The sequence below is a fragment of the Pseudotabrizicola algicola genome (assembly GCF_010915705.1).
Lineage (GTDB): Bacteria > Pseudomonadota > Alphaproteobacteria > Rhodobacterales > Rhodobacteraceae > Pseudotabrizicola > Pseudotabrizicola algicola.
This window is the reverse complement of the sequence record NZ_JAAIKE010000001.1, coordinates 1,283,014-1,300,600: the sequence shown is the minus strand read 5'-3', so window position 1 is coordinate 1,300,600 and position 17,587 is coordinate 1,283,014. Positions and strand designations below refer to the sequence as shown.

Genomic DNA, 17,587 nt, shown 5'->3' with positions numbered 1-17,587 from the left:
AGCGCAATGCAAACCCTGTTACGATCCCTCAAAGCCTTGTGATAAAGCCGTGTTCCCTGCGGCGCTGCGCGTTCAGCGATTGCCCTGCCGCGCAAAGAGACCCGCATCCTCGGCGGCACGGCGCAATGCACGGGATTTGTTCACGGTCTCCTGGAACTCGGCCTCGGGGTCGCTGTCAAAGACCACGCCGCCGCCCGCCTGCACATAGAGCGTCTCGTCCTTCAGCACCGCCGTGCGCAGGGCGATACAGAAATCCATCTCGCCATTCGCCGCAAAGTATCCGACGCCGCCGCCATAGACGCCGCGCTTTTCCGGCTCCAGCTCGTCGATGATTTCCATCGCCCGAACCTTGGGTGCGCCCGAAACGGTCCCCGCGGGCAATCCGGCCAGCAGGGCCGACAGCGCGTCTTCCCCATCCTTGATCTGGCCGACCACGTTGCTGACGATGTGCATGACGTGGCTGTAGCGCTCGATCGTGAACTTCTCGGTCGGATGCACGGTCCCGACCTTCGCGACGCGGCCCACATCGTTGCGGCCCAGATCCAGCAGCATCAGATGCTCGGCCAGTTCCTTCTTGTCCGCCAGCAGATCAAGCTCCAGCGCCTTGTCTTCTTCCGGTGTTTCGCCGCGCTTGCGGGTGCCTGCGATGGGACGGATCGTCACCTCGCCATCGCGCAGCCGGACGAGGATTTCGGGGCTGGCCCCGACGACCTGAAAGCCACCGAAGTTGAAAAAGAACAGGAAGGGCGACGGGTTGGTGCGCCGCAATGACCGATAGAGGGCAAAAGGCGGCAGTTCGAACCGCTGCGCCCATCTCTGGCTCGGCACGACCTGAAAGATATCGCCCGCGCGGATGTAATCCTTGGCCTTCTCGACCGCCTGCTTGTAGCCCTCGTGCGTGAAGTTGGATACGGCCTCGCCCACAGGTGCTGCCTCGCCCAGATCGCGCTGAGCGGGCGGCGCGCGGTCCAGATCGCGCAACGCGTCCATCACCCGTTCGGCTGCCTGTGCATAGGCGGCGCGGGCCGACAGGCCGCTGCTGGCCCATGCGGGCGAGACGAGCGTCACCTCTCCCTTGACCCCGTCAAGAACCGCGATGACGGTGGGGCGCATCAGCACCGCATCCGGCAGGCCCAGCGGGTCGGGATTCACGTTGGGCAGGTGTTCGACCAGCCGGATCATGTCATAGCCCAGATAGCCGAATAGCCCCGCCGCCACCGCAGGCAGCCCCTCGGGCATGTCGATGGCACATTCGGCAATCAGCGCGCGCAGCGTTTCCAACGGATGCCCCTCCAGCGGATGGAAGGCGCCCGCGTCATAACGTGCCTCGCGGTTGATCTGCGACTCCGCGCCATGGCAGCGCCAGATCAGATCGGGTTTCATCCCGACGATGGAATAACGCCCCCGCACCTCGCCGCCGGTGACCGATTCCAGCATGAAGGTATCGGGCCGCGCCTCGCCCAGTTTGAGCATCAGGCTGACAGGCGTATCCAGATCGGCCGCCAGACGAACCCAGACCAACTGGTTCTTTCCCGCGCTCCAGTTACGCTCGAACTCTTCAAAGCCGGGGGAAAGGATCATCGGTCAGGGCCTTCGGTCTGGGGTGGCAAAGGGCAGGGGACGGGTCAGTTGAATTGGGCGTGAACTGCGTTGATGGCGGATTGGTCAAGATAGATGCCCGCCTCTTCGGTCAGGGCGCTCGAGAACAGTTGCAAGGCATCCTGTGCAAGCGCCTGTTCGACCTGCGCCGCAATCGACGCCTTGATCGCCGCCACGTCCTCGCCTTCCTGCGCGGCGGGCCGAATCTCGTCCAGCCGCACCACACCGATGAACTCCGGCCCCTCGATCACCCGCAAATCACCGGGGGACATGGCAAAAACCGCCTGCATCAGCGCGGGAGGGGCGTCCTCGACAAAGCCTTCGCGGGCGATATTGGCGGTGCGCTGCACAATGCCATAAGCCCCGAGCGAGGCCCCCGCCTCGACAGCGGCCTTCACCTCGACGGCGCGTTCGGCCAGGGCTTTTGCGGTTGCATCGGCGGTGTAGGCGGCAAGAACATCGTCGCGCACGGTTTCAAACGGGATGGGGGCGGCAGGCACGACCTCGACGAATTCCATCGCCACCACACCGCCATCCGCCAACAAAACGGCCTGCGGGAAATCCCCTTCGGCAAGGTTATCGGCGGCGGTGCGGAAGGCCGGATAGGCCGCGATCCCCTCGGGGGCGCTTTGCGCGGCGACATAATCGACGGTGTCGATCGTCATGCCCTGTTCGGCGGCCACTTCCTCCAAAGTCGAGCCACCGGCAAGCATGTCGTCAATCGCCTCGACCCGCCCCGCGATCACGCGGCGGGCCGCATCGGCCTGAATCTCGATGGCGAGGTCGGGACGCGCTGCATCGAAGTCGATCTCCTGCGCCGCCAGAATGGCGTTCATCCGGAACAGGGCAGGGCCGAGCGTGCTGTCGAAGGGACCGACAACGCCGGGCTCTTCCAAGGCAAAGACGGCGTCTGCGGCGGCGCCCAGTTCCTCGCGCGAGACATCGCCAAGGTCGATGTCCTCAAGGTCCAGACCCCGTTCGGCCACCAGCGTCTCGAAAGCCTCGCCTGCCTCGATGCGGGCCATCGCCTCGGCCGCAGCTTCGGCAGAAGGGTAGACCAAGCGTTCGACCAGACGGCGTTCCGGCTGCACGAAATCGGCGATGCGGGCGTCATACATGCGGCGCAAGGTGGCTTCATCCACCGGTTGATCCGCCGCAATCGCATCGGGCAAAAGCGCGGCGTAACGGATGCGCTTGGCCTCGGGCGCGGTGAACCGGTCCAGATTGGCCTCGTAAAAGGCGGTCAGAGCCTCTTCGCCCGGCTCTGGCAGCGGGGCGGCAAGGTCCTCTTCGGTCAGGCGCAGCAAGGAAAACCCGCGACGCTCGCCCACCCAGTCATACAGCGTATCGGTCAGAGGGGCGGGGGCGACAAAGCCGCCTGCGACTGCGCCTGTCAGCAACTGGCGCGCCAGATCGGCCCGCAGCGTTGCTTCATAGGCGCTTTCCGTCAGATTGTTGCGGCTGAGCGTAAAGCGGTAGGTGTCGCGGTCAAACCGGCCTGCCGTGCCCTGGAACGCAGGCGAATTGGTGATGGTCTGCGCGACCACGGCATCGCCCACCGAGAGCCGGACGCGCGCGGCTTCATTGTCCAGCGCGGTCTGTGCGACAAGCGTCTGCAGCACCTGCCGGTCGATGCCAAGGCTCTGCGCCTGCGACAGAGGAATGTTGCGGCCAAACTGGGCGGAAAGCGCCGAAAGCTCTTGCTGCAGGGCGCGTGCATAGGTGTTGGTGTCGATCTCGCGATCGCCTACGCGGCCGATGCTGGTCAGCCCGCCGCCAAAGTTGGTCACGCCAAAACCGCCCAGACCCACGACAAGCATGGCCATCAGCACCCAGACCACAATCTGGTTGCCCTTGCCCTTTTTGCGCGGGGTGTCTTCGCTGTCTTTTGCCATGATCCGACCCTTTGGAACCTGCTTTGCGACTGTCTATGCGCTAAGGCATGGGGGAACAAGAGGCGCGCGACACCAAGGCGGGCGGCGCATCAGGGCCGAAAGGCCTTCAGCCGGTCAAACAGCGCATCAATCCCCGCCACATCGACATTGGCAAAGGCGATGCGTATCTGGCGCTTGCCCGCCTCCGATCCCGCAGGCTGGAACATGGTGCCCGGCAACATCAAAAGTGATGCCTCGGTCACCAGCCGTTTGCAAAGCGCATCCGAGGCAAGCGGGAACGGGTGTTCGACATAGGCAAAATAGGCTCCGCAGCCCAGAAGCTGCCAGCCGTCGAGCTTGGCGAACCCGTCGACCATGGCCTTCCGGCGCGACAGGATTTCGCGGCGCTCGCCCGCCACCCAGTCACCAAGGTTGCGCATGCCCCAAAGGGCGGCGATCTGGCCCAGCTGGCCGGGGCAGATCGCGACCGTATCAAGGAATTTCTCGACCTCCGCCAGACGGGCAGAACTGGCGACGATCGCGCCGACCCTGTGGCCCGTCAGACGGTAAGCCTTCGAGAAGCTGTAAAGATGGACAAGCGTCTCTGCCCAATCCGGATCGCGGAACAGATCATGCGGGCGACCGCCCGTCTGCCCGTCATGGCGGCTGTCGAAATCGCGGTAAGTTTCATCCACGATCAGCGAAAGCCCGTGGCTGCGGCACAGGTCCCGAAAGGCTGCCAGAGTCTCGGCAGGGTATTCCACCCCGCCCGGATTGTTGGGGGAAACCAGTATGATGGCGCGGGTTCTCGGGGTGATCAGCGCGCGCGCGGCCTCGGCATCCGGGATCAGGGTCGCGCCGGTATCCAGCGGAACGGTCCGCACCGCCTGCATGTCGAGCCACATCTTGTGATTGAAGTACCAAGGTGTGGGCAGGATCACCTCATCCCCCGCGCCGGCAAGGGTCGACATCACTGCCGTGAAGGCCTGGTTGCAGCCCTGGGTGATCGCAACCTGATCCGCCGCAATCTCGCCGCCATAGGCGCGTGACCATTGGTCAGCAATCTCGGTGCGCAGCGCAGGCAGACCCAGCACGGGGCCGTAAAGATGGGCGGCATCATCGCTCAGCGCGGCATCGGCAATCGCCTGTCGCAGCGCAAGCGGCGGCGGCTCCACCGGAGCGGCCTGGCTGACGTTGATCAGCGGCCGGTTTGGCGGAAAGGCCACGCCCGTAAGCCAGCGCCGGGCCTCCATCACGGGGGGGGCGTCGGTGGCGGCCATCGCAGGGTTGAGCGGGAGTGTCATCGGGCGCACCTCTGGCTGGCGGCAGGACCGGGGGGTTCACACCCCCGGACCCCCGTGGGATATTTGAAGACAGAAAATGGGGGCTCAGTCGGTGCCGCGATAGGGCTGGACGTATTGCAGGGCCATATCCCACGGGAAGAAGATCCAGGTGTCCTGGCTGACTTCGGTGATATAGGTATCCACCTGCGGACGGCCCGAGGGTTTGGCATAGACGGTGGCGAAATGCGCGTTGGGGTAGAGCTTGCGCACGAGTTCCAGCGTCTTGCCGCTGTCGACCAGATCGTCGACGATCAGGATGCCGGTGCCATCGCCCATCAGTTCGGCTTGCGGCGATTTGATGACGCGCGCCTCGGTTTGCGACTGGTGGCTGTAGGATTTGACGCTGATCGTGTCGACCACGCGGATGTCAAGCTCGCGGCTGACGATCATTGCGGGGACCAAACCGCCACGGGTGATGCCGACGACCGCGCGCCACGCGCCGTTGTCGGGGCCCTTTCCATCGAGACGCCATGCCAAGGCGCGGGCGTCGCGGTGGATCTGGTCCCAGCTGACGTGAAAGCCTTTTTCATGTGGCAGGCGGTCGTTCATGGCAGGCTCCTTCAGGTTGCGGCGATCTTGGCGCCGAGCAGGGCAAGAAGACCGCCAAAACTGCGGTCGATCACGGTTTTGAACCGCTGGTAGAAGCGGCGCGGGTGTTCGAGGCTGAAGGCGCGTGCGACCGCGATGGTGCAGGCCAACTCGTTCACAAACACCAGCCCGAGGATCAGAACGATCCAGGGCAGGCTGGTTCCGGCGGGGATGGTGTTGACGAAGACCGCGCCGAAAAACACCGCCGGTTTGGGATTCGACAATTGCGTCAGCAGCCCGAGCCGCAGCGCCGAAAACCGGCCTTGGGGGGCTTCGTTGTCAGCAGTCATCCTGAGAGGCTCGGGCGCGTGACGCCACATCTGGAAAGCGATCCAGCACAGGAACAGGCCGCCCGCAATCTTGAACCCCCAGAGCAGCGAGGGGGCGAGCAGGAACAGCGTGGCCATCCCGAAGAGCGCCGCCACCGCCCAGAACAGCGCGCCCAGACCGATGCCCACCGACAACCACATGCCAGTGACAAAGCCTTGGGTGACACCGGTGCGTGCGGCCATCAGGATTGCAGGCCCCGGACTGGCCGCTGCGAGCAGATGCACGAACCAGACGGTCGCGAGCGCTGCGAGTGTCACTCTTTGCGCCCCGTCACCACGTCGATATCGGGCGCATCGACCGCCTTCATGCCGACCACATGGTAGCCTGCATCGACGTGCAGGTTCTCGCCCGTCGTGCCAGAACCGAGATCGGAGAGCAGGTAGAGCGCGGCCTTGCCCACTTCTTCCTGCGTCACGTTGCGGCGCAGGGGCGAGTTCAACTCGTTCCACTTCATGATGTAGCGGAAATCGCCGATGCCGCTGGCGGCAAGCGTCTTGATCGGCCCCGCCGAGATGGCGTTGACGCGGATGCCGTCCTTGCCGAGGTCTTCGGCAATGTATTTCACCGATGCCTCGAGCGCGGCCTTGCACAGGCCCATGACGTTGTAATGCGGCATGACCTTTTCGGCGCCGTAATAGGTCAGCGTCAGCAGGCTGCCGCCCTTGGGCATGAGTTTGGCCGCGCGTGCGCAGACCGCGGTGAAGGAATAGACGGAGATATCCATCGACATCAGGAAATTGGCACGCGATGTTTCGACATAGCGGCCGCGCAGTTCGTTCTTGTCGGAAAAGCCGATGGCATGGACCACGAAGTCGATGGTGCCCCATTCCGACTCCAGCCAGGAAAACAGCGCATCCATGCTTTCTTCGCTTGCGACATCGCATTCGAAGAGCCGCACATCGCCCAAAGAGGCCGCCAAGGGTTCGACCCGCTTCTTCAGCGCCTCGCCCTGATAGGAAAAGGCAAGTTCTGCCCCGTGATCGGCAAGGGTTTTGGCAATGCCCCAAGCAATGGACTTGTCATTGGCTAGTCCCATGATCAGCCCGCGCTTGCCCGCCATAAGCCCTGTTGACATCTGTTGTCCCTCGCACATTTCTCGCGTTGAGATTGACGTGTAGGCGAAAGGCAATTCCCGTTCAAGCCAGAGGCTGACGGGTGGTTCGCCCAGAACAAAGGACAGCGATCATGGACCGAGGCGGAATATTTGCGGGCGATGACCCGTTTGCCATTGCGCGCAGCTGGATGGCCGAGGCCGAGGCGAGCGAGATCAATGATCCCAACGCGATTGCGCTTGCCACGGTCGACGCACAGGGTCTGCCGAATGTGCGTATGGTGCTGCTCAAGGAAATCGAGGCAGATGCCTTTGTTTTCTATACAAATTACGGATCCAAAAAGGCGCAGGAGATTGAGGGTGCGGGCAAGGCGGCCTTTGTGCTGCACTGGAAGTCGCTGCGCCGCCAGATCCGGGTGCGCGGCATGACCGAGCGGGAAGAAGGGCCGCAGGCGGATGAATATTACGCCAGCCGCAGCCTGAAATCGCGGCTCGGGGCATGGGCGAGCAAGCAGTCCGAACCCTTGTCAAGCCGTGAGTATCTCATGGCGGAAGTTGCAAAGGTCACTGTGACCAAAGGGGCCCACCCTCCCCGCCCACCCTTTTGGGGAGGTTTTCGTCTCCGGCCGGTTGAGATAGAGTTTTGGGCGGACGGGGCCTTCAGGCTTCATGACCGTTTCAGGTGGACGCGTGAGACACCGCTGGACTCGTGGGGAATCCAGCGACTCAACCCCTGATTGTTGCCCTTTGCGGTGCAAGGGTGTATTCAATCCTGATGGAAATGCTCTTGAATCCCGTCCCCGAATAGCGTCATGTCGGCGCTTGGGGTCAATCTGGGGAACGGCTCTATTATGACTGAAGAAGAAAAGGCCATGCGTATTGTGCATGGCCACGTGAAATGGTTTGACCCGGCCAAAGGGTTCGGTTTCATCGTTTCCGATGAGGCCGAGAGCGATATTTTGCTACATGCCAATGTTTTGAGGAACTACGGCCAGAATTCTGTGGCCGATGGTGCAACGATAACAGTGCGCGTGCAACAAAGCCCGCGCGGTGTTCAAGCGGTTGAAGTGGTGTCGGTGCAGGCTCCGGCAGGGGGTATTTTGCCCCTGGCGGACGAAGGCAATCTGATCACCGCCGAAGAGGTGGCAGCGCTTGCGCTGGAACCGGCACGTGTGAAGTGGTTCGACAAGTCAAAGGGGTTCGGTTTTGCGAATGTCTTTGGCAACAATGATGACGTGTTCATTCACGTTGAAGTGTTGCGCATGTCGGGCTTTGCCGATCTACAAGCGGGAGAAGCGATTTGCCTGCGGATCATCGAAGGCAAGCGCGGGCGCATGGCGGTACAGGTGGCATCTTGGGAAGCGGCAGCACGCGGCGGACGGTGAATGGGCTTCTGGCGGCCCTCGGTCTGATTTTTGTTATGGGGGCCGTGCCTGCGACCGCCGCCTGTCGTGACGATCAAGTAGAGGTGCGCTGGCCCGGCGGGCTGGCGCGCTTTTCTGTCGAGGTGGCCGATACCGAGGCCACACGCAGCCGCGGGCTGATGTTTCGCGAAAGCATGCCGCAGTCCTCGGGGATGCTGTTTGTCTACGACTCTCCGCGCCGTGCCACCTTCTGGATGAAGAACACGCTTATCCCGCTTGACATGATTTTTGCCGACCCGGCAGGGCGGGTGACAAAGGTGCATGCCAATGCCAAACCGCAGGACGTGACCACGATCGACGGGGGCGAGGGCGTGAAATTCGTGTTGGAAATCAACGGCGGGCTGGCGGCGCGCCTTGGTATTCCCGAAGGCGCGGAACTGCGGCACCCTGCAATCACCGATCCGGCATGGCCTTGTGCGGAATAGCCCTTTCCAATCGGTTCGGCTTTCGCTAAGACCGCACGCAGTCGGGGCGTAGCGCAGCCTGGTAGCGCGACGGTTTTGGGTACCGTAGGTCGAGAGTTCGAATCCCTCCGCCCCGACCATTTCCACGAATCTTGGCTTTGTCCTGCTTTGCAATGTGCTGCCTAAAGCAGCCACCATAGCAAAGCTGCCCAGACAAAGGCACAGACTACGAAGGCGGGAACGATCCACCAGCCGGGCGGAAATCTTTTCATACCACTTACCACCACACAGTTGGGCTCAATCGCCAAGAGCTTGCCCCGCGCCTTGTGCATTTCATCACGGGCTACCTCTCTGATCTCGTTAGCAGACATATTCCAAACGGGAAAGCGGTCTGCGATCCGGACAAGGGCTGCCCGGTCATTCTGGCGTCGCCCCTCACTTGGCATGGAAGGCTCCTGCGCGCTTTGTCACAAAAACCTGATGTCGCGCGGCGTATAACTATGTCATGAAACATATGGTCCAGCGCGTCCTATGCGTCTGGATAGAAGATTGCTGGCCTCTGATCGGCTATGCCCTTTCGCAGGAAACAGGAGATCACGCATGCACCTTGTGAACCTCGGCGCGCGCCTTGGGCGGGCTTGGGCGTTGTCTTTGGCTGTCGTCGCAGTCCTGCAAGCCACCGCTGGGGCCCGGGCAGAGCCGCTTGCCGCCCCGGCCGGTGATGTCATTTTGACCGTGCACGGACAGATTGCACATTCCAACGGTGCGCAGGGCGCAGCCTTGGATAGGGAGCTGCTGAAATCATTCGGGGTGATCACGCTCCATACCAGCACCATCTGGACAGATGGCACCAGCGCATTCGAGGGCGTCGAACTGGCGGCGTTGCTGGAACATCTGGGGGCCAGCGGCTCCGTGCTGCGTCTGGTCGCCCTCAACGAATATGCGGTCGAACTTCCAATGTCCGAGGCTGTGCCGGGCGGCCCTTTGCTGGCCTTCCGGATGGATGGCAAGGATCTGTCTCCGCGCGACAAGGGTCCGCTCTGGATGATCTATCCCTATGACACCAACCCCGCCTACAAGAACGAAGTCAGCTATTCGCGTTCGATCTGGCAGTTGACGTCCATCGAGGTTCTGCCCTGAGCCCTGAGCCCTTGCGCCGCGCGCTTGCCCTCGGGCGGGCAGTCCCCATATTGGCGGGGCGGGGCCGAGCATGTCGCGCAGATTGCCGAGGAACCATGACAGACCTTTCACCCTCCGCCGCGGCCCGCACGGGTGGCTTTCGCTTTGACAACACATGGCACCGCAACTTGGCGGGAACCTATGTCGAGCAGGCGCCCGACACCGCACCTGACCCGAAGCTGATCGTGCTCAACGATGCTCTGGCGGCGGAGTTGGGGCTCGACGCCGCCGTTCTGGCGCAAAATCCCGCGTGGTTTGCGGGCGGCGCCTTGCCCGAGGGGGCGGCTCCGGTGGCGCTGGCCTATGCCGGACACCAGTTCGGCGGTTTTTCTCCGCAGCTCGGGGACGGACGGGCGCATCTGATCGGCGAGCATGTCGCGCCCGACGGGCGGCGCTGGGATCTGCAACTGAAGGGGTCTGGCCGCACACCGTTTTCGCGCGGGGGCGATGGCAAGGCCGCCTTGGGGCCGATGCTGCGAGAGTATGTGATTTCAGAGGCGATGGCGGCCCTTTCGGTGCCCACCACACGCAGCCTTGCCGTCGCGCTGACGGGTGAAGACGTGCGCCGCGAGGCGGGCCGCCTGCCCGGTGCGGTGGTGGCCCGTATCGCTGCCAGCCACCTGCGGGTGGGCACCTTCCAGTTCTGGGCCGCGCGGGGCGATCATGCGACGCTGGCCCGTGTGGTGGATTATGCCATCGCGCGGCATGATCCTGACCTGACGGGGCGGGATGACCGCGTGCTTGCGTTTTTTGATCGCGTCACCACCCGCCAAACCCGCTTGGTCGCGGCATGGATGGGCCTTGGTTTTGTGCATGGTGTGCTCAACACAGATAATGTGGCCCTGTCGGGAGAGACGATCGATTATGGCCCCTGCGCCTTTATGGAGGCCTATGCCCCCGGCACCGTGTTTTCCTCGATCGACCATCAGGGACGATATGCCTATGCGAACCAGCCCCTGATTCTGGGCTGGAACCTTGCCAAGCTCGCCGAAAGTCTGCTGCCCTTGATGGGCAATGCCGAGGCGGCGGTGATCTTGCTCAATGAACGGCTGGCACAGGTGGAGGCGCGCTATCGCGCCGAATGGCTCGCGGTGATGCGCAACAAACTGGCGCTTGAAGGGGAGGACGGCGGCGACACCGATCTTGCCGAGGGCTTTCTCGCCGCGATGGAGGGGCAGGGGGCCGACTGGACGCTGGCCTTCCGCCGCTTGACCGATGCGGCGGCGGGTGATGTCACGCCTCTGCGCGCGCTCTTTGCCGATCCGGCGAGGCTCGACCTCTGGTTGCCGCTCTGGCGCGCACGTCTGCGCAGCGACGCGCCCGCGCATCTGCGCCGGGCAAACCCGCTTGTCATCCCGCGCAATCACATGGTGGAGGCCGCGCTTCAGGCCGCAGAACAGGGCGATCTGGCCCCCTTCAGGGCGCTTGTCGCCGAGGTGACCGACCCGTTCACCGACCGCCCGGGGCGAGAGGCGTATGCCTTGCCCGCCCCCAGCGGGTTCGGCGACTATGTCACCTTTTGCGGCACCTGAGGTTATTCGGCCTCGGGTTGCTCTTTCATCAGGCGCTCGGCCTTTTTGCGCACCAGAACCGTGCGCAGGTCATGCATGGCCAGCAGCAGGCTGTCGGTGACCTCTTCCAGTTGCGCCTCGCTGGCCCGCGACTGCGCCCAATGCGTCACCAGATTGAGATGGTCCACCGCGCGATGGATGTCATCCACGTCGCGCTGCGCCAATACCTCGCTGCGCCGCGCGATCCAGTCGGTGATCAGCGCGGTTTCCTCTGGCGTCAGCTTCCGCTCCCCATGCGGCTTTATGTTGCCGTTGCGCACATTGGCGACCGCGATTTCTTCCATCTCGATCCGGCGCTGGCGATTTTCGGTATCAACTCTGAACACGGCCGCCCCGTTTTCACGGATACGGAAATAATACTCCGGCAAATCGCCCGACATCGAAGCTCCTCAGGTCAATGCGGCACAGAAGGCCTGTATCCGTGCGCAAGCCTCGCGCAGGGTCTCGTCTGCGGTAGCGTAGCTGACGCGGAAGTTTGGCGAAAGCCCGAAGGCCGCGCCAAAGACCACGGCCACGCCTGTCTCTTCCAGCAGGGCGGTCGCGAAAACCTCGTCATTGGTAATCACGGTGCCGCCCGCGGTTGCCTTTCCGATACAGCCCGAAATGTCAGGATAGACGTAGAACGCGCCTTCGGGGTTGGGGCAGGTCACACCCTTTGCCTCGTTCAGCATCGACACCACCAGATCGCGCCGACGCTCGAACAGCTTGCAATTCTCGGCCAGAAACTCCTGCGGTCCCGTCAACGCCTCCAGCGCGGCATATTGGCTGACCGAACAGGGGTTCGACGTGGATTGCGACTGGATGGTTCCCATCGCCTTGATCAGCGCCACCGGCCCTGCCGCATAGCCGATGCGCCAGCCGGTCATCGCATAGGACTTCGACACGCCATTGCAGGTCAGCGTGCGGTCATACAGCGCGGGCTCCACCTCGGCAGGGGTGCAGAACTGGAAATCGCCAAAGACCAGATGTTCATACATATCGTCCGACATGATCCAGACCTGCGGATGCCGCAGCAGCACCTCGCACAGCGCCTTCAACTCGTCGCGCGTATATCCGGCCCCGGTCGGGTTTGACGGGCTGTTGAAGATGAACCACTTGGTTTTCGGCGTGATCGCCGCTTCCAGCTGTTCCGGCGTCAGTTTGAAATTCGTCTCGATCCCCGCCACGACAGGCACAGGCGTTCCGCCCGCCAGCAGGACCATATCGGGGTAGCTGACCCAATAGGGCGCGGGGATGATCACCTCGTCCCCCGGATTGCAGGTGGCCATCAGCGCATTATACAGAATCTGCTTGCCGCCCGTGCCCACCGTTACCTGCGCCGGCGTATAGGTCAGCCCGTTTTCGCGCAGGAACTTGGCGCAGATCGCGGCCTTCAGCTCGGGGATGCCATCCACCGCCGTGTATTTCGTACGGCCCGCATCAATGGCGCGCTTGGCCGCGTCCTTGATGTTTTGCGGGGTGTCGAAATCCGGCTCGCCCGCGCCAAGCCCGATCACATCCTTGCCCGCCGCCTTCAGCTGCGCCGCCTTGGTGGTGACTGCGATGGTGGGCGAGGGTTTCACACGCGCAAGCGTGTCGGACAGGAAGGGCATCATCGGCTCCTGGTTTGTCATTTCCGGCCATTGCTCTTATGGTCGCCCTCGAACCCGATCAAGCGATATCACCGACAGGAGAGGCAAGATGGCGGAAAAAGACACAGCAGCATCATGGTTTTCGGCAGAAGTTGCCACCTTTGGCGATCGTTTGGCAGGCGCGCGCGAAGCCGCGGGCCTGACGCAGACCGATCTGGCGCTCCGGCTCGGCGTCCGGCTCACAACCGTGCAGGCGTGGGAGGATGACGCATCCGAGCCCCGCGCGAACCGCCTCCAGATGTTGGCGGGCATGCTGAACGTGTCGATCCGCTGGCTGCTCACAGGCTTGGGTGACGGGCTGGATGCGCCCTCCGCACCCGGCACGCATGATGCGGCCACGCTCGAGGCACTGTCCGATCTGGCACGGATGCGCGCGCAGATGCTGGCCTTGGCACAGGATTTGGGGCAGATGGAAACGCGGCTGCATCATCTGATGCGGCGCCAAGAGGTGGAGGCAGAATGATCACGACCGAAACGCCGGAAAGCCGCCTGAAGCGCATGAAGATGCGCTCGTGGCGCCGTGGCACGAAAGAGATGGATTTGGTGCTGGGGCCTTGGGCAGATGCCCACCTTGACGCTCTGACAGCGGCAGAGCTTGAGACATACGAACTCCTTCTGGCCGAAAGCGATCAGGACCTGATGGCCTGCCTGTTCAATCAGGCCCAGCCAAAGCCGGAAATCGCTGCGCTCTTGGCACAGATCACGGCCTTTGCGCGGGACAGATTGCGTAAGGTTTGAGCAAAAACCTGTGCGAGTTTACTGAATGTTTGCGGTTTGTGCTGATTCTGCCCCTGTTTTGACAAGGCGGAGATCACGGATGACGCAACAGACCCCGGTTCTGGATGGCTCGCAAAAGCTTTTGACGGTCGGCTATCTCGAAAGCCTTGCGCTGGTCGAACGGCTCCACCGCCTGCTGCTGGATGTGATCAAGGATGAATTTGAACGTCTGGGGATTCTGGAAATCAATTCGGTGCAGGCGCTCCTGCTGTTCAACGTGGGCGAAAATGAGGTGACGGCGGGCGAGTTGAAAAGCCGTGGCTACTATCAGGGCAGCAATGTCAGCTACAATCTCAAGAAACTCGTCGAACTCGGCTATATGCACCATCAACGCTCCGAGCTGGATCGGCGGTCGGTGCGTGTGCGGCTGACGGAAAAGGGGCGGCGGGTGCGTGCGGTGCTGAACGATCTTTTCGCGCGCCATGCCGATGTGCTGCTGCGCAAGGCGGTGATCGACGCCGCCGGAATGGAAGACGTGAACCATTCCCTCAAACGGCTGGAGCGGTTCTGGACCGACCAGATCCGCTACATCTACTAACGTCGCCAAAGCCGCGCATGGGTGGCGAGCCGCCCTTGCAACTTGGCCAAAAGGCGGTTGCCCCAGCCCGGATGCGGCAGATCGCCCGCCGCCAGACGGTCGATCGCCACCTCGGGCGGGCAGGGGCGGCGGCTGACCGGATCATAATAGCGCGGATAGGCGATCAACGCCGCATGCACCAGATGGTCAAGCGTCGGGCGTGGCAGCAGGCTGCCATCCGGCCCGCGCAGCCTGCGTGTCGGCACCGGCCCCAGATCGCGCGTCAGGCCCCAGCCCGCGTAAAACGGCGCGCCCAGACAGGTGACAGGCTTGCCGCGCAACAGGGCCTCGAACCCAAGCAGGCTGGTCAGCGTCCACACCTCGTCGCAGGCCGCAATCAGCGCCACCGGCTCTGCCTTGCTTGCGACCACATCGGCCAGACCCTGCAAATCCTGCGGGCTGATCGCGCCGGGGCGCAGACCTGCCTCGACATCGGGGTGTGGTTTGTAGATCAGAACGGCGTCCGGCCGTGCGGCCCGTGCCGCCCGCAGCAGTCCAAGATTGCTGCGCACATCGCCGCCCCCCTTCAGGACAGAGGCGTCATCCTCGACCTGTCCCGGCACCAGAATGCGGTGGCCCGAGGGCAAGTCCGGGGTCTGGCCTTGCAGGTTGTATTTCGTCAGGCCAAGGGCAACCAACCGCGCCCGCAGCCGCGCGGCGCGCGCCAAACCGCCGGGCGGAGGCGGGGACAGGATCAGCCGCTCGAGCCTGCTCTCGCGCGTCGGGTCGTAATAGATGCCCAGATCATCCGTCACCAGCGACAGCGGCGGCACCAGATCGGCCCCGAGCCCGCGCGAGCGCAAGAACCCATCCTCGACGCGGCGCACCGGCACCTCTGCGACGCCTTCCACGCTGGCTTCCTTGCCCGCCCAGACCAGAACCCCCCTGCCATTTGGCGCATTGGCCGTATCGCGGAACACCAGCGGTTTTTCCTGCCCGAACACCGCCTGCAAGCGCCCGCGTTTCCACAGCCGCATGCCGACCGCCACATGCCCGAAACGGTCTTCCCGAAAGGCGCGCACCTCGGCTTCAAGCTGGTCCAGCGCTTCCTCGAAACTGCACAATCGGTCGCGGCACGGGTCATACCAGACCGGGGCAAGGATCATGGCCGCTGCGAAAAGCTGCACCTTAGTCAGGTTGCGCCCGCGCCGGGGCAGGGGGGCGGCATCCCGTGTGAGCCCCCAGCCCGCATAGAAGGGTTGACCGAAAACGTGCGGCCGATGACCGGCCAGTATGGCCTCGAACCCCAGTTGAGACGATACGGTATAGACGGCAATCGCCCCTTCCAGCAGCGGATAGGGCGATACCGGCGCAGTCAAGAGCGACACGCGATCCGAGACATCGGCGTCAGAGAAATGGCCTTCGCGCAGCCCGAGGACGGTTTCGGGATGGGTCTTGATCACGATACGCGCGGTAGGGTGGGCGTCCATCGCGGCGGCCAGCATCTGCTTGAAACTTTGCGCCGTGGCCCCCGAGTGGCGGATCGACGCATCGCCGCGCGTCTGATCGACCACCAGCACATAGCCGGGGGCTGGCAAAGGCAGCGCCGGATCGTGAATGTTGTATTTTGACAGTTCTGACGTCCGCAATCGGCCTATCCCGTCGCGGGCGCGCATCAGAATGTTTGAATCGTCCAAGTGGTCCTGAGCCAGAATCTGCTCGATCCGCGACGGGGACGACGCATCGAAATGCACTCCCAGCGGGTCGATCATCAGCCCGAGACGCCCCCCGCCTTGCCGGCCCGGGCGGATGCTGCGCAAGAAGGCATCCTCCAACCGGATCAGGGGCACGGCGCGCCGCGCGGCGACAGCCTCCCCCCGCTGCGCATAGGGGCTGCGGCCCCAGACCACCACCCCGTCCTCCGGACCGGGCAGCCCAAGCGCAAGCTCGTGACCGCAAAGCGCCAAAATGCGACGCAGGCGCCGGTCACGCAAAAAGCCTGCGTTGTAATGATAAAGCCGCCGGGGACTCTTCCCGGCGGCTTTGCGGTCGACTTCAGGTTGCGCTGCCAAGCCTGCCTCAGCTGCCGCCAGAGCCCACATCGGTAAGCGAGCTGGCCGCGCCCGCCGTGCCGGTGACCGCCGACAGCGTCTTTTGCCACTGAACAAAGGGTGCTTCTGTCACATAGACCGTGTCTTGATCCCGTATGATGAAGTCACGCGCCTCGAACATTCCGGTCGGCTGCGTAAGGTCCAGCACATAAACCATGCGCTGGTCGCCGCGCAGGTCGTTGCGCCCCAGCACTGCATTGGCAATCGCTTCGGGCTCGTTGCGGAAGACGAAAACCCCGGTCGGGTCGGCGAGGTTGGTGTTCAGCCCGCCCACGATCGCAATCGCCTCGATCGCCGACAGGGTCTGCGTCTCGAACGGCACCCGGTTCTGGGTGCCTGTCGCGCCAAGCGCCACAAAGGCCCGTGTGTCCCGCTCCACCACGATCTTGTCGCCCGGACGCAGGGCAATATCCAGCGAGGGATTTGAATACAGATCCTGCAACCAGACCTTTCCGGTATGCCGGCCACGGGTGACGCGGATCACCGCAACCTCCGGCTCGATCGCCACCCCGCCCGCGCGGGCAATCATTGCCGACAGGTTGCGGGTGGGCCGCTCGATCGCATAGACGCCATTCGCACCCACCGCGCCCTGCACAGAAACGGTCGAGCCGTCACCGGCAACGCGCGCCACGGTCACCTGCGGGTCGGGTGTCTGGGTATCCAGCTTGCGGGTGATGGCGCTGCGCAGCCCTTCGGGCGTTTGGCCCGCGGCCTTGATGCGGCCCGCATAGGGCACAAAGATGAAGCCCTGACCGTCGACCTGCACTTCTTCAAGGGCGCTCACGCGCTGGCCCGTATTGCCCAGAAGCGGATCGTCGCGCACGTTTTCGAAAATCGTCAGCGCCAGCGTATCGCCGGGGTTGATCGTATCCGACCCCACCACGCCCGCGTTCAGGAAGCTGGAGGAGAAGCCGAAGGCGGGCATCACCGCCGTCGCCCGCGTCACCCGCTGGTTCACCGTGACGATGAAGGCGTCGCCTTCCTTCATCACCGAACCTTTGAAAATTTCTGATTTGTTCGGGCCAGAGCGCGGCAGGCCGCAAGCCGCCGTGGTCGCCATCAACGCGACAAGACAAAGGGCTTTCGCCCCTTTGGTTACAAGCACTTTCACTGCTCGGGCTCCTTTGACTGGATTTGCCTCAAGTTTTGCCTGCAAGTGTAAAGAATGAACTGAGAAAATGCCAGCAC

18 protein-coding genes and 1 tRNA gene are annotated in these 17,587 nt (G+C 63.3%); 9 read left to right on the top strand and 10 right to left on the bottom strand.

The annotated features are described in order from the left end of the window. Positions 1-72: 72 nt before the first annotated feature. The 6 genes from trpE to fabI all read right to left on the bottom strand — a co-directional run bounded on the left by trpE (position 73) and on the right by fabI (position 6,809). Positions 73-1,581: an anthranilate synthase component I gene (trpE, locus tag G3572_RS06335; RefSeq protein ID WP_164609773.1), complete on the bottom strand. Its 1,509-nt coding sequence runs from the start codon at positions 1,579-1,581 to the stop codon at positions 73-75. Between the two features lie 44 nt (positions 1,582-1,625). Next, entirely contained in the window at positions 1,626-3,494 is a 1,869-nt protein-coding gene (locus G3572_RS06330; RefSeq protein ID WP_164609771.1) for a peptidylprolyl isomerase, read from the bottom strand. Positions 3,495-3,583: 89 nt separating this feature from the next. Further along, positions 3,584-4,777 carry an aminotransferase gene (locus tag G3572_RS06325; protein WP_164609769.1) on the bottom strand — a complete coding sequence of 398 codons (1,194 nt, stop codon included), beginning with the start codon at positions 4,775-4,777 and terminating at the stop codon, positions 3,584-3,586. Between the two features lie 84 nt (positions 4,778-4,861). Continuing rightward, the gene (gpt, locus tag G3572_RS06320; RefSeq protein WP_164609768.1) at positions 4,862-5,365 is read right to left on the bottom strand and encodes a xanthine phosphoribosyltransferase; all 504 of its coding nucleotides are present in this window, start codon (positions 5,363-5,365) and stop codon (positions 4,862-4,864) included. A gap of 11 nt (positions 5,366-5,376) precedes the next feature. Next, complete coding sequence (locus G3572_RS06315; protein ID WP_164609767.1) at positions 5,377-5,991, bottom strand: LysE family translocator; 615 nt, start codon at positions 5,989-5,991, stop codon at positions 5,377-5,379. Beyond that, on the bottom strand, positions 5,988-6,809 hold the full coding sequence (gene fabI / locus G3572_RS06310) for an enoyl-ACP reductase FabI (RefSeq protein WP_164609766.1): 822 nt from the start codon (positions 6,807-6,809) through the stop codon (positions 5,988-5,990). The genes G3572_RS06315 and fabI overlap by 4 nt, the downstream gene beginning before the upstream one ends. A 110-nt stretch (positions 6,810-6,919) precedes the next feature. Between fabI and pdxH the strand changes: the two genes are divergently transcribed. The 6 genes from pdxH (at position 6,920) to G3572_RS06280 (ending at position 11,324) form a co-directional block, all read left to right on the top strand. Continuing rightward, on the top strand, positions 6,920-7,522 hold the full coding sequence (pdxH, locus tag G3572_RS06305; RefSeq protein WP_205518517.1) for a pyridoxamine 5'-phosphate oxidase: 603 nt from the start codon (positions 6,920-6,922) through the stop codon (positions 7,520-7,522). A 114-nt stretch (positions 7,523-7,636) separates the two neighbouring features. Next, on the top strand, positions 7,637-8,170 hold the full coding sequence (locus tag G3572_RS06300) for a cold-shock protein (RefSeq protein WP_164609765.1): 534 nt from the start codon (positions 7,637-7,639) through the stop codon (positions 8,168-8,170). Continuing rightward, a complete protein-coding gene (locus G3572_RS06295; protein ID WP_435530953.1) occupies positions 8,140-8,634 on the top strand; it encodes a DUF192 domain-containing protein in 495 nt (164 codons plus the stop codon). Before G3572_RS06300 ends, G3572_RS06295 begins: the two co-directional genes overlap by 31 nt. A 42-nt stretch (positions 8,635-8,676) precedes the next feature. Continuing rightward, positions 8,677-8,753: transfer RNA gene (locus G3572_RS06290), tRNA-Pro, on the top strand. A 460-nt stretch (positions 8,754-9,213) separates the two neighbouring features. Next, positions 9,214-9,753: a putative pterin-binding protein gene (locus G3572_RS06285; protein WP_164609764.1), complete on the top strand. Its 540-nt coding sequence runs from the start codon at positions 9,214-9,216 to the stop codon at positions 9,751-9,753. A gap of 95 nt (positions 9,754-9,848) precedes the next feature. Beyond that, positions 9,849-11,324 carry a protein adenylyltransferase SelO gene (locus tag G3572_RS06280; RefSeq protein WP_164609763.1) on the top strand — a complete coding sequence of 492 codons (1,476 nt, stop codon included), beginning with the start codon at positions 9,849-9,851 and terminating at the stop codon, positions 11,322-11,324. A 2-nt stretch (positions 11,325-11,326) separates the two neighbouring features. On the opposite strand, the gene G3572_RS06275 is transcribed toward G3572_RS06280, so the two are convergent. Both G3572_RS06275 and G3572_RS06270 read right to left on the bottom strand, forming a co-directional pair. After that, a complete protein-coding gene (locus G3572_RS06275) occupies positions 11,327-11,743 on the bottom strand; it encodes a DNA cytosine methyltransferase (protein ID WP_164609762.1) in 417 nt (138 codons plus the stop codon). A gap of 9 nt (positions 11,744-11,752) precedes the next feature. Next, positions 11,753-12,955, bottom strand: a complete 1,203-nt coding sequence (locus G3572_RS06270) for a pyridoxal phosphate-dependent aminotransferase (RefSeq protein ID WP_164610030.1) — start codon at positions 12,953-12,955, stop codon at positions 11,753-11,755. A gap of 88 nt (positions 12,956-13,043) precedes the next feature. Between G3572_RS06270 and G3572_RS06265 the strand changes: the two genes are divergently transcribed. The 3 genes from G3572_RS06265 (at position 13,044) to G3572_RS06255 (ending at position 14,309) form a co-directional block, all read left to right on the top strand. Further along, on the top strand, positions 13,044-13,457 hold the full coding sequence (locus G3572_RS06265) for a helix-turn-helix domain-containing protein (RefSeq protein WP_164609761.1): 414 nt from the start codon (positions 13,044-13,046) through the stop codon (positions 13,455-13,457). After that, positions 13,454-13,732 (top strand): FAD assembly factor SdhE, encoded by a 279-nt coding sequence (locus G3572_RS06260; RefSeq protein WP_240335415.1) that lies wholly within the window; start codon positions 13,454-13,456, stop codon positions 13,730-13,732. The genes G3572_RS06265 and G3572_RS06260 overlap by 4 nt, the downstream gene beginning before the upstream one ends. 79 nt (positions 13,733-13,811) lie before the next feature. Beyond that, positions 13,812-14,309 (top strand): MarR family winged helix-turn-helix transcriptional regulator, encoded by a 498-nt coding sequence (locus G3572_RS06255; protein WP_164609760.1) that lies wholly within the window; start codon positions 13,812-13,814, stop codon positions 14,307-14,309. On the opposite strand, the gene G3572_RS06250 is transcribed toward G3572_RS06255, so the two are convergent. Further along, positions 14,306-16,390 (bottom strand): capsule polysaccharide biogenesis protein, encoded by a 2,085-nt coding sequence (locus G3572_RS06250; RefSeq protein ID WP_164609759.1) that lies wholly within the window; start codon positions 16,388-16,390, stop codon positions 14,306-14,308. The two genes, G3572_RS06255 and G3572_RS06250, sit on opposite strands and share 4 nt — an antisense overlap. Beyond that, the gene (locus G3572_RS06245; protein WP_435530952.1) at positions 16,368-17,510 is read right to left on the bottom strand and encodes a polysaccharide biosynthesis/export family protein; all 1,143 of its coding nucleotides are present in this window, start codon (positions 17,508-17,510) and stop codon (positions 16,368-16,370) included. The genes G3572_RS06250 and G3572_RS06245 overlap by 23 nt, the downstream gene beginning before the upstream one ends. Between the last annotated feature and the right edge of the window lie 77 nt (positions 17,511-17,587).

Excerpts from the sequence above, each read along its gene's own strand:
- G3572_RS06260 (WP_240335415.1), top strand. The coding sequence starts at position 13,454 with ATGATCACGACCGAAACGCCGGAAAGCCGCCTGAAGCGCATGAAGATG.
- trpE (WP_164609773.1), bottom strand. The coding sequence starts at position 1,581 with ATGATCCTTTCCCCCGGCTTTGAAGAGTTCGAGCGTAACTGGAGCGCG.
- fabI (WP_164609766.1), bottom strand. The coding sequence starts at position 6,809 with ATGTCAACAGGGCTTATGGCGGGCAAGCGCGGGCTGATCATGGGACTA.
- G3572_RS06325 (WP_164609769.1), bottom strand. The coding sequence starts at position 4,777 with ATGACACTCCCGCTCAACCCTGCGATGGCCGCCACCGACGCCCCCCCC.
- G3572_RS06300 (WP_164609765.1), top strand. The coding sequence starts at position 7,637 with ATGACTGAAGAAGAAAAGGCCATGCGTATTGTGCATGGCCACGTGAAA.
- G3572_RS06270 (WP_164610030.1), bottom strand. The coding sequence starts at position 12,955 with ATGCCCTTCCTGTCCGACACGCTTGCGCGTGTGAAACCCTCGCCCACC.
- gpt (WP_164609768.1), bottom strand. The coding sequence starts at position 5,365 with ATGAACGACCGCCTGCCACATGAAAAAGGCTTTCACGTCAGCTGGGAC.
- G3572_RS06275 (WP_164609762.1), bottom strand. The coding sequence starts at position 11,743 with ATGTCGGGCGATTTGCCGGAGTATTATTTCCGTATCCGTGAAAACGGG.
- G3572_RS06250 (WP_164609759.1), bottom strand. The coding sequence starts at position 16,390 with ATGTGGGCTCTGGCGGCAGCTGAGGCAGGCTTGGCAGCGCAACCTGAA.
- G3572_RS06255 (WP_164609760.1), top strand. The coding sequence starts at position 13,812 with ATGACGCAACAGACCCCGGTTCTGGATGGCTCGCAAAAGCTTTTGACG.
- G3572_RS06265 (WP_164609761.1), top strand. The coding sequence starts at position 13,044 with ATGGCGGAAAAAGACACAGCAGCATCATGGTTTTCGGCAGAAGTTGCC.
- G3572_RS06330 (WP_164609771.1), bottom strand. The coding sequence starts at position 3,494 with ATGGCAAAAGACAGCGAAGACACCCCGCGCAAAAAGGGCAAGGGCAAC.
- pdxH (WP_205518517.1), top strand. The coding sequence starts at position 6,920 with ATGGACCGAGGCGGAATATTTGCGGGCGATGACCCGTTTGCCATTGCG.
- G3572_RS06280 (WP_164609763.1), top strand. The coding sequence starts at position 9,849 with ATGACAGACCTTTCACCCTCCGCCGCGGCCCGCACGGGTGGCTTTCGC.
- G3572_RS06285 (WP_164609764.1), top strand. The coding sequence starts at position 9,214 with ATGCACCTTGTGAACCTCGGCGCGCGCCTTGGGCGGGCTTGGGCGTTG.